This window comes from Mesorhizobium neociceri (assembly GCF_013520985.1).
Classification (GTDB): domain Bacteria; phylum Pseudomonadota; class Alphaproteobacteria; order Rhizobiales; family Rhizobiaceae; genus Mesorhizobium; species Mesorhizobium neociceri.
Genome location: NZ_JACDTY010000013.1, coordinates 180,370 through 190,458 on the forward strand (window position 1 = coordinate 180,370; position 10,089 = coordinate 190,458).

Genomic DNA, 10,089 nt, shown 5'->3' on the forward strand with positions numbered 1-10,089 from the left:
CGGACAATGCGAAAAGCGGAGGAAAAAATGGCACTCTTCACAAGCAACGGCGATCGCGTGCCTGATACCATCGAGGCGATGGCGCAAGAGACGCGTGCGGGCCGGATGGACCGGCGCGAGTTTCTGGCATTGGCAAGCGCTTTCGGCGCCTCGACGGCTTTTGCCTACGGCATGATCGGCCTCGCCGCGCCGGGGCAGGCCTTTGCCGAGGAGCCGAAGAAGGGCGGCACGCTGCACATCTCGATGTCGGTGAAGGCGCAGAAGGATCCCCGCACCTATGACTGGGTGGAACTCGCCAACATCTCGCGCTGCTGGCTGGAGCCGCTGGTCCGTTACACCAGGGAATTCGCCTTCGAGCCGGTGCTGCTGGAGAGCTGGGACGTCAATGACGACGCCACCGGATACACGCTGCATGTGCGCAAAGGCATCACCTGGAACAACGGCGACGCCTTCAACGCCGATGACGTGGTCTTCAATCTGACCCGCTGGTGCGAGAAGAACGTCGCCGGCAATTCGATGGCCGCACGTGTCGGCGGGCTGATCGACACCAAGACCGGCAAGGCGAGGGAAGGGGCGATCACCAAGGTCGACGACTTCTCGGTCAAGCTGGCGCTTGCCGAACCCGACATCTCGCTGATCCCCAACCTCACCGACTATCCTGCGCTCGTCGTCCACCGCAATTTCGATGCCGACGGCGCCGACCCGATCAAGAAGCCGATCGGTACCGGACCTTTCGAGCTGGTGTCTTACGATGTCGGCCAGAAGGCGGTGGTCAAGCGCCGCGAAAACGGCAAATGGTGGGGCGGCGAAGCGCCGCTCGACAGCGTCGAATTCATCGACTACGGCACCGACTTCAACGCCTCGGTGAACGCCTTCGATTCCGGCGAGATCGACCTCAATTTCGAAACGCCGTCCGACTTCATCGACATTCTCGACAAGATGGGCCTGCAGAAGTCCGAGGTCGCAACCGCGACCACGCTGGTTGCGCGCACCAACATCACCCACAAGCCCTATGACGACCAGCGCGTGCGCAATGCGCTACAGATGGCGGTCGACAACAATACGGTCTTGCAACTCGGCTATAACGGCCGCGGCACGGTTGGCGAAAACCACCATGTCAGCCCCATCCATCCGGAATACTTTGCGCTGCCCAAGAAGACACGCGACGCCGCCGGCGCCAAGAAGCTGATGGCGGACGCCGGGCAGGCCGATTTCGAGCACGAGTTGATCACCGTCGAGGACGATTGGCAGAAGAATACCGGCGACGCGATTGCCGGCCAGTTGCGCGACGCCGGCATCAAGGTGAAGCGCTCGGTGTTGCCGGGCTCGACTTTCTGGAACGACTGGACGAAATATCCGTACTCGATGACGATCTGGTACATGCGCCCGCTCGGCGTCCAGGTGCTGGCGCTGGGTTACCGCACCGGCGAGGCCTGGAATGAATCGGCCTATTCCAACCCGGACTTTGACGCCAAGCTGAAGCAGGCGCTTTCGCTCATCGACGTGGAGAAGCGGCGCGAGGTGATGAAGGATGTCGAGCAGATCCTGCAGGATTCCGGCGTCATCATTCAGCCGTTCTGGCAGAAGCTCTACAGCCACATGAACAAGAAAGTGAAGAACTACGGCGTCCACCAGACCTTCGAGATGGACCTGCAGAACGTCTGGCTGGACGGCTGAGACTGTGCACGCCAGGACTTCATGAGCCGCAAAAAAGCCGATATGCAGGATGTGTGGTATTGCCAACTTGCCGCCGAACATCCGGAGACACCTGCATGAGACCGATAGTGCTGGCCGCTGCCCTTTCGATCGCTTTGCCCGCCGCCGCGCTGGCCGGACCGGCTTCGAACGCCGTGAAGTTCTTTTATGTGCCTGAAGTGAAATTCGAAGGGGACGCCAAATACCGCGACCGCTTCACCGAGCCGGTGACCAAGCTGTTCGACCTCAACGACCAGGCGCAGAAGAACAAGCCCGATGAGGTGGCCTGTCTCGACTTCGATCCCGGCCTCGACGCCCAGGATTTCGACCAGAAGACGATTGCCAAGACATTGAAGCTGGCCGAGACCGTCAACGGCGATACGGCCGAAGTCACCGCCACCTTCAGCCTTTTTGCGGAAGGCGATGAGTCCAAACGCGAAATGCTGTGGTCGCTGAAGAAAATCGACGGCAAATGGAAGGTCGCCGATATCAGCTCCAAGACCAGCAACTGGACGCTGAGCGCGCTCGAATGCATGCCCGACAAAGCGCCGGAGTGATGCCGTGCTCCGCTGGCTTGCCGTTTCTGTCGATGGTGATCCAGAAGGCAGGGTGCATCTGACGGGGAGGCCGGCCAACCGCATTGTTCTGGTGCGGTTGCCGACGGACGGCCACGGCAAAGCCGCCGAGCCTGACCGTTTCACATTTCTGGAACAGGCGCGGTAACCGCGTCCATCACTGAGCTTCCGATACCGAACACTGGATTGTTGCGCGGGCAATTCGCGGGAGCGCAACTGTTTTTGTTTGTCTTCCGCCGTTCCTGCCAGCGGAAGGGCTTCGGACGGCAGCCGAAAAATAGAACGCGGCCGTCGCACCGTATCTTTAGTCGCACCACGGCATCGTTCCATGGAGAAATAAATTAGGTGCTGTCGTCAAGACTATCCGTCTGTGAAATGGCTCACACAGGATTCACTATATCTGTAGTTGCACCCAAAAAGCAACTGCGCTAGATTATGCTGCTTGATTGCTAAATAATGTTTCTTTCATTTAGGAGGGCTTGAATATGAAAGGCATATCGTATGTAATCTATTCCATTCTTGTCGCTTTGTTGGTGACTTGCGTCACTTCGCCGGCATCCGCGCAGGCGCCCAGGACATGGGTTTCCGGCGTTGGCGACGATGTCAATCCGTGCAGCCGCACTGCACCTTGCAAGACTTTCGCCGGCGCGATCTCGAAAACGGCTGCCGGCGGCGAAATCAACTGCATCGACCCGGGTGGGTTTGGCGCGGTGACGATCACCAAGTCGATAACGATCGCTTGCGAGGATGTCGAGGCAGGCATATCGAATGCGGGGACGCAAGTGACCATCAACGCGTTGGCGACCGACGTCGTCGTTCTGCGCGGTCTCGATATCGACACAGCGACGGCATCGCCCGGAATCAATGGCATCCGCTTTCTCGCCGGCGCCGCCTTGCACATCGAGGATTGCGTCATTCGCGGCAGCAGCGCCGCTGCGCCGAACGGCAACGGCGTTTTCTTCGCACCGTCGGGCACGTCTGAACTCTATATCACCAACAGCTTCATCACCGACAACGGCACGGACGGCGTTCATATCCAGCCGACCGGAGCCGGTGTGGCCAAGGTCATCATCGACAATTCGACGATCGAGAACAACAACCTTGCCGGTGTGAAGGCTGACGGCACCAGCAACACGGGCGGTTCCAACACGACGATCGTGGATAGCAGCGTGTCGGGCAACACCAATGCCGGCATCAGCATCTTGAATCCGGTCGGTGGGCCTGCGATCAATATCATGGTTGACGGCGTTGCCGTGGCCAACAACGGAGCGGCAGGCGGCCTGCGTGTCGACGGCGCCAACGCCACCATCCGGGTCGGCAGGTCGACGATCTCCGGCAATACGACGGGCACGGCCATCGTCAATGGCGGTGTCATTTCGTCCTATGGCACTAACCAGCTCAACGGCAACACGGCTGACGGTCCGAACCCGCCAACCATTGCGCAGAAATAGGTTGCACATTGCAGCACTTCGCGCGGGACCACCCGCGCGAAGCAAGCAATCGAGGGGCTTGTTAGCTTCCTCAAATTCTGCATCTTTGCCGCCAGGCGCCGATGACATGGCTGGACGTTTCGGCCAGTACATGGCCGATCGGGGCCTGGAGTGATGCGTGATGGCCCGTAGCCGTCTTCGAACTTTGCTGACTGTGTGCCTGCTGGCAGGATTGAACACGGCTGCCGGTCAGGGGCTGCTCGGTCCGCCACCTGCAAATGCCCCGGCCGAGACAGTGCCGGGCGGCGGCGCGCCGCCCGCAAATCCACCTGGCAATGCAGTGGAACCCGCAACGCCACCCCTGGCATGGCCGCCATCCCAGCCGGCCGCGCCCGTCCTGCCAGGCTCGCCGACAGCTGTGGTCAAGCCGTTCTACGAACATCTCGGGCTGGAGCTCGATCCGACCCAGCGCAAGAACTTCGTCGATCCGGCCAAGACCGTACTCGATAAGAGCGATGCGCTGCGGGCGTCGGGCCAGGGCGAATGCCTCGACCCCAACATGGCGCTCGACAATGCCGATTACGACAAGCTGGCAATCGACAAGAGCCTGAAGAGCATCGAGGCCGTCAACGGCGATCAAGCCAAGGTGGTGGTGGCCTTCGTCGTCGAAGGCAATCAGCATCGGCTGGAGTGGAAACTGAAGAAGGTCGATGGCGACTGGAAGATATCCGACCTGCTCTCGGTGACCGGCGAATGGGCGCTCAGCCAGTACCAGTGCGAATGAGCCGCCGATCGCTTCCGGGTGAGCTGCAATGAAGCTTCGCGTTTTGCTGGCGATCGCGCTGGTCGGGTTGGGCGCTGCCGGCTGCGGCCTCGACTGGCACATCGGCACGATGCTGATCGCCCGCGCGCCCCGACAAGCTCTGGTGGCGCCGGGTGACCTGCCCGTCGAGCGCGTCGTGCTCGATCAGGCCGATGCGCCCGAGTTGGTCGGCTGGGTGGCTGATCGAAAGGGTAGTTGCGGTGCCATCGTCCTGCTGCACGGGCGCGGCGCCAACAGGCTGGCCCTGGTTCAAAGAGCGAAACTTTTGTTCGATGCTGGCTATTCCGTCGTCCTGTTCGACCTGTCGGGGCATGGCGAGAGCGGCGGCGCCATCCAGGGCTTCGGTTATTCAGAAGGGCAGGACGCCGCCCGCATCATCGCGTTTGCACGGCAACGTTTCCCCGGCCAGAAGCTTGGCGCGGTCGGCTCCTCGCTTGGCGCCGCCGCTTTCGTCTTTGCAGCACAGCAAGCGGCTGCCGACGCTTATGTGCTGGAGCAACTTTACGCGACACTGCGAGAGACGACGGCATGGCGCATGCCTTTCCACGTCTGGCGCGGTTTGCAGGCCGATGTGCTTTTGGCGCAGATGCCGCTCCGTCTCGGCCTGAGCGTCGACGGCGTCAGGCCGGTCGAGCGCCTCGGCAAGATCGGCAAGCCGCTGATGCTGCTTGCGGGCAGCACCGATCCCTTCATCGATCGTGGGCAGGTGCTGGCGCTGCAGAATGCCGCCGCAGGCTCACAACTGGTCTGGTTCGAAGGAGCAGGCCATGTCGACCTGCTGCGCTACAACCAGCCACGCTATCGCGACGCGGTCCTTCCCTTCCTTGCCACAAAGCTTTGCCGGACGAGTACCGACAATGGCTGACGCCTGCTCAGCCGCGTCCGCGATAAGGGGCAACACCGGTGTCGGGCAGCCAGGCGCCTTCCGGCGACGCGCCGGTCTGCCAGAAGACATCGATCGGAATGCCGCCACGCGGATACCAATAGCCGCCTATACGCAACCACAGCGGCTTGGTAGCCGCCACAATGCGGCGGCCGATCATCACGGTGCAGTCTTCATGGAAAGCGCCATGGTTGCGAAACGAGGTCATGAACAGCTTGAGCGACTTCGATTCCACCAGCGCCGCATCGGGTGCGTAGTCGATGACGATATGGGCGAAATCCGGCTGTCCGGTGACCGGGCAGAGCGAAGTGAACTCCGGGCAGGTGAAGCGCACGATCGCCGGCGGCCCGTCGCCGCGCTGGAACGGCACGGTCTCCAGGACCGCAGTTTCTGGGCTCTGTGGCGGCTCGACATGGGCGCCGAGCTGGGTGAGGGTTTTGGTATCGATCATGGGCGGGGTCTCTTTCAATTTTCGCCGCTCATTAGCACAAATTAAGACAACAGGAAGACGATGACCAGCAACGATCCGCTTCTCCAGCCCTACCAGCTCAAGCATCTGACGCTGAAGAACCGGGTGATGTCGACCAGCCATGAGCCGGCCTATTCCGAGGACGGCATGCCGAAACAGCGCTATCGGCTCTACCACGCCGAAAAGGCCAAGGGCGGCATGGCGCTGACCATGACCGCAGGCTCGGCCATCGTCTCGCGTGACAGTCCCGCTGCCTTCGGCAATCTGCATGTCTATGACGACCGCATCGTGCCGTGGCTGGCCGAGCTCGCGGATGCCTGCCACGAGCATGACTGCAAGGTGATGATCCAGATCACCCATCTCGGCCGCCGCACCGGCTGGAACAAGGCCGACTGGCTGCCGGTGCTGTCGGCCTCGCCGGTGCGCGAGCCGGCGCATCGCGCCTTCCCCAAGACCATAGAGGACTGGGACATCGAGCGCATCGTCGCCGACTATGCGTCGGCCGCGCAGCGCTGCCAGGCCGCCGGTCTCGACGGTATCGAGTTCGAATCCTACGGTCATCTGATGGATGGCTTCTGGTCGCCGGCGACCAACCACCGCGACGACGAGTTCGGTGGTTCGCTCGACAACCGGCTGCGCTTCACCGACATGGTGCTGGATGCGGTGCGGGCAGCGGTCGGCGACAAGTTTGTCGTCGGCATCCGCATGGTGGCCGACGAGGATTTCGAAAAAGGCCTGTCGAAGGCGGAGGGCATCGAGATCGCCCGGCGGCTGGCTGGCTCCGGCAAGGTCGATTTCCTCAACATCATCCGCGGCTCGATCGAGACCGACGCGGCGCTCACCAAGGTCATCCCGGTCACCGGCATGCGTTCCTCACCGCATCTCGATTTCGCCGGTGAGGTGAGGGCGGCGACGAAGTTCCCGACCTTCCACGCGGCGCGGATTTCCGACGTTGCCACTGCGCGCCATGCCATCGCGACGGGAAAACTCGACATGGTCGGCATGACCCGCGCCCATATCGCCGATCCGCACATCATCAAGAAGGTCATGGAAGGTCGCGAACACGAGATCCGCCCTTGCGTCGGCGCCACCTATTGCCTCGACCGCATCTATGAAGGCGGCGAAGCGCTGTGTGTCCACAATGCGGCGACCGGTCGCGAGGCCGAAATTCCGCACATCATCGCCAGGACGGAAGGCGCCAAACGCAAAGTGGTGGTCGTCGGTGCTGGCGTCGGCGGGCTGGAGGCGGCCCGCGTCATGGCTGAACGCGGCCACCATGTCACCGTGCTCGAAGCCTCCGGTCAGGCTGGCGGCCAGGTTCGGTTGGCGACGCAGAACCCGCGCCGCAAGGAGCTGATCGGCATCATCGACTGGCGGCTGGCCGAGCTCGACCGGCTCGGCGTCGAGATCCGCTACGATACCTGGGCGGAGCAGGACGACGTGCTGGCGCTGTCGCCCGATGTTGTGGTGGTCGCCACCGGCGGCCTGCCGCAAAACCCGCCGCTGACATCAGGCGACAATCTCGTGACATCGAGTTGGGACATCATGGCCGGCAGCGTCAAGCCGGCTGAGAATGTGCTGCTCTTTGACGACAATGGCGGCCATCAGGGCATGGGCGCGGCGGAGCTGATCGCCAATGCCGGGTCAAAGCTGGAGCTGGTTTCGCCGGAACGTTTCTTCGCCCCGGAAATGGGCGGCATGAACCACGTGCCCTACATGCGCGCCTTTCAGGAAAAGGGCGTCACCATCACCATCAACACCAGGCTGCGCTCGGTGCGGCGTGAGGGCAACCAGCTTGTCGCCGAATTAGCCTCCGACTTTGCCGATGGCTGGCGCGGCGAAAGGCGGGTCGACCAGGTGGTGGTCGAGCATGGCACGGCCCCGCTCGATGATCTCTATCTCGCGCTGAAGCCGCTGTCGAAGAATGGCGGCGCGGTTGATTACGAGCGGCTGGTCGGCGGCGGCGATATCTTCCCCTCACGCAATCCCGAAGGCGGCTTCGTGCTGTTGCGCATCGGCGATGCGGTCGCCTCGCGCAACATCCACGCCGCCATCTATGACGGCATCCGGTTCGGCTTGCGGGTTTAGGCTTTACAAGCCCCTTACGGCTTGTTCCAAAGGTCGATCTCACCCTTCCGGCGGTTCTTCAACCCTGCCAGAATCTTGCCCTTGGACTTGACCCATTTCATGAACTCGGTCGGCACCTGATCGAACTTGTTCTCGTTGATGCGGTTCAACAGACCGGTCCCTGCCAGCCTGCCGGTGTTGAACTTGAACGAGACCAGGGCGTCGAACTGGTGCTGCGTCAATGGCACCTTGACCGCTGCGTTCACCGCGTCCACGGCCGGACCGAGATCGTTTTCCAGAATGTTTGTGGCCTTGGCTTCGGCGATCTTCAGACCCAGCACCATCTTGATCGGGTCCGCGGCCGCCTTGGTGTGTCCATAACCGATGGTGAGCGTGCCTTTGGCCGGTCCGCCCTTCCATTCCTTGGTCGGCTTTACCAGGTCGTCATAGATGAAGGCGACAAAAGCCTCCCACTTCTTGATGAAGTCCACGCCCACAGTGCTGATTTTCTTTGCCATGATGTCCCCCTTGATTTTGGCGCCATGCAAGCACCGTCACCCGTTATCTCTACATTGTTAAGAAGAGCCCTGCCTCTCAAGGTCAAATCAGGAGGTCCAAACCGCGAGCCGGGTTGGTTGCTGCATTGCAGAGGTAGAGACCAATTGCCTGACAAGACCAATTGGAAATCTACACCGAAATTGTCGACCGTGGAAGTATTAGTCTGAGCTTAAGGGTGGTTTTCTGCCCGCATTCTTTGAGCATCTGCGGTGATCAAGGGTCGATGGCAGTCGGCGCCTGATGGGTGGCGCGCAGCCAAACCTCTGTGCGGAGAGCCACCTTGCACATCCGTCCGAGCTGCGCGCCGCGTACGCAACCGGCCGGGAGCCAGGCGACGTACGATGCGGAATGCTTTCAACCGGGAGACAAACGCGCGGCAGGGCTCAAATCATCCTGGCGGTCGCCATGCAAAGTACGGTGAGCACGAGCAGCCAGGCGGCGATCCGCTCGCCGCCAGCCATTTTGGCGCGCAAAGCCCTCTCCGTGGCGGCGTCCGCGCCCGCAAGCTGCCGGCTGGTCTTGCGAACCACGACGCTGAGAACGCCGGCAGCCGCGAAGGCGGCCAGGATGCCCAGCGCCAGTACCATCTCCATTGAGCCGAAATAGGCGCCGTGGAAGAAATACCAGAGCAGTGCGCCGGTCACGAACACCACGCCCGCCGAGCCCATTTGCGGCTCGATGAAGCGCTCCGCCTTGATCTCGGGGTCGCGGGCAAGCGTGATGGTGGTGCCGGCCCAGAACACGCCGGCCATGACATGAAGGCCGATAATGGCGATGTAGACATATTGCATGACCGTTTCCTCCTTGCCCGCCGCCTGTCCCTCGGGTCCCTGTCGAATGCAGGATAACACGCCTTCGTAGATCGACAGGCATGATAGTTAGGTATCGAATGATTTGATGTCAATGAATAGTGCTGCGTTCCCTCACTCGGTGCCTTGTTCTACTGTCGGCTCATGACTCCCTTTGACCGCCCGCCCGTCGGCATGAATCTCTCGCGTACCTCCAAGCTGGTGGCGCAGGCTTTTGACGCCGCTTTGGTCAAGGCCGGCGGCACGCTGCCGGTGTGGCTGACCTTGCTTTCGGTCAAGTCGAGCGAGCTTGCCAATCAGCGCGAGCTTGCCGGCATGATCGGCATTCAGGGCGCCACGCTGACCCACCATCTCAACGCCATGGAGGCGCAAGGCCTACTGACGCGCCGCCGCGACCCGGACAACCGCCGGGTTCACCTGGTCGAACTGACTGAGGCCGGCGAAGCGATGTTCCTGAGACTGCGCGCGGCGGCTCTCATCTTCGACAAGCGGCTGCGCGCGGGATTGCCGGACGACAGGCTGGCGGAGTTCGCCGAGGTGCTGGCAGCACTTCGGGCAAATGTCGCGCCGGCAAAATGACCTGCGCGCAGGCGTGGTAAACGCGCCAGGGTGTGTCGAGATTCAGGTCCAGGCCGAGTCGAGAATGGTGGATTCCGAGAACCGGAGCGGAGCGTACTTAAGTCCGTGTTGGGGTGGACGGCCCCCGACGGCATCGCAATGTGCCAGAATGAGGTCGTTGCAAATCTCAAACAAGGGAGACCGTCCGTGGATAAACTTATT

General features: G+C 61.8%; 11 protein-coding genes. 8 read left to right on the forward strand and 3 right to left on the reverse strand.

Features of this window, described 5'->3' with window-relative positions; all coding sequences use genetic code 11:
• Positions 1 to 27 precede the first annotated feature (27 nt).
• The 6 genes from H0241_RS24135 to H0241_RS24160 all read left to right on the forward strand — a co-directional run bounded on the left by H0241_RS24135 (position 28) and on the right by H0241_RS24160 (position 5,388).
• Complete coding sequence (locus tag H0241_RS24135; RefSeq protein WP_181060330.1) at positions 28 to 1,677, forward strand: ABC transporter substrate-binding protein; 1,650 nt, start codon at positions 28 to 30, stop codon at positions 1,675 to 1,677.
• A 95-nt stretch (positions 1,678 to 1,772) separates the two neighbouring features.
• Positions 1,773 to 2,252 (forward strand): DUF3828 domain-containing protein, encoded by a 480-nt coding sequence (locus H0241_RS24140; protein WP_181060331.1) that lies wholly within the window; start codon positions 1,773 to 1,775, stop codon positions 2,250 to 2,252.
• 4 nt (positions 2,253 to 2,256) lie between these two features.
• Complete coding sequence (locus tag H0241_RS24145) at positions 2,257 to 2,418, forward strand: hypothetical protein (protein WP_181060332.1); 162 nt, start codon at positions 2,257 to 2,259, stop codon at positions 2,416 to 2,418.
• A gap of 337 nt (positions 2,419 to 2,755) precedes the next feature.
• Entirely contained in the window at positions 2,756 to 3,721 is a 966-nt protein-coding gene (locus H0241_RS24150) for a right-handed parallel beta-helix repeat-containing protein (RefSeq protein WP_181060333.1), read from the forward strand.
• A 160-nt stretch (positions 3,722 to 3,881) separates the two neighbouring features.
• A complete protein-coding gene (locus H0241_RS24155) occupies positions 3,882 to 4,484 on the forward strand; it encodes a hypothetical protein (RefSeq protein WP_181060334.1) in 603 nt (200 codons plus the stop codon).
• A gap of 28 nt (positions 4,485 to 4,512) precedes the next feature.
• Complete coding sequence (locus H0241_RS24160) at positions 4,513 to 5,388, forward strand: alpha/beta hydrolase (RefSeq protein WP_181060335.1); 876 nt, start codon at positions 4,513 to 4,515, stop codon at positions 5,386 to 5,388.
• A gap of 7 nt (positions 5,389 to 5,395) precedes the next feature.
• Here the strand turns inward: H0241_RS24160 and queF are convergent, their stop codons facing one another.
• Positions 5,396 to 5,857 (reverse strand): preQ(1) synthase, encoded by a 462-nt coding sequence (queF, locus tag H0241_RS24165; protein ID WP_181060336.1) that lies wholly within the window; start codon positions 5,855 to 5,857, stop codon positions 5,396 to 5,398.
• A 60-nt stretch (positions 5,858 to 5,917) separates the two neighbouring features.
• Here queF and H0241_RS24170 point away from each other — a divergent pair, with 60 nt between their 5' ends.
• Positions 5,918 to 7,963 (forward strand): oxidoreductase, encoded by a 2,046-nt coding sequence (locus H0241_RS24170; protein ID WP_181060337.1) that lies wholly within the window; start codon positions 5,918 to 5,920, stop codon positions 7,961 to 7,963.
• A gap of 14 nt (positions 7,964 to 7,977) precedes the next feature.
• Here the strand turns inward: H0241_RS24170 and H0241_RS24175 are convergent, their stop codons facing one another.
• Positions 7,978 to 8,460, reverse strand: coding sequence for a lysozyme (locus tag H0241_RS24175; RefSeq protein WP_181060338.1), 483 nt, complete (start codon positions 8,458 to 8,460; stop codon positions 7,978 to 7,980).
• 423 nt (positions 8,461 to 8,883) lie between these two features.
• Positions 8,884 to 9,291 (reverse strand): hypothetical protein, encoded by a 408-nt coding sequence (locus H0241_RS24180; protein WP_181060339.1) that lies wholly within the window; start codon positions 9,289 to 9,291, stop codon positions 8,884 to 8,886.
• 192 nt (positions 9,292 to 9,483) lie between these two features.
• On the opposite strand from H0241_RS24180, the gene H0241_RS24185 reads away from it, so the two are divergent.
• Complete coding sequence (locus H0241_RS24185) at positions 9,484 to 9,888, forward strand: MarR family winged helix-turn-helix transcriptional regulator (RefSeq protein ID WP_235984437.1); 405 nt, start codon at positions 9,484 to 9,486, stop codon at positions 9,886 to 9,888.
• Positions 9,889 to 10,089 lie beyond the last annotated feature (201 nt).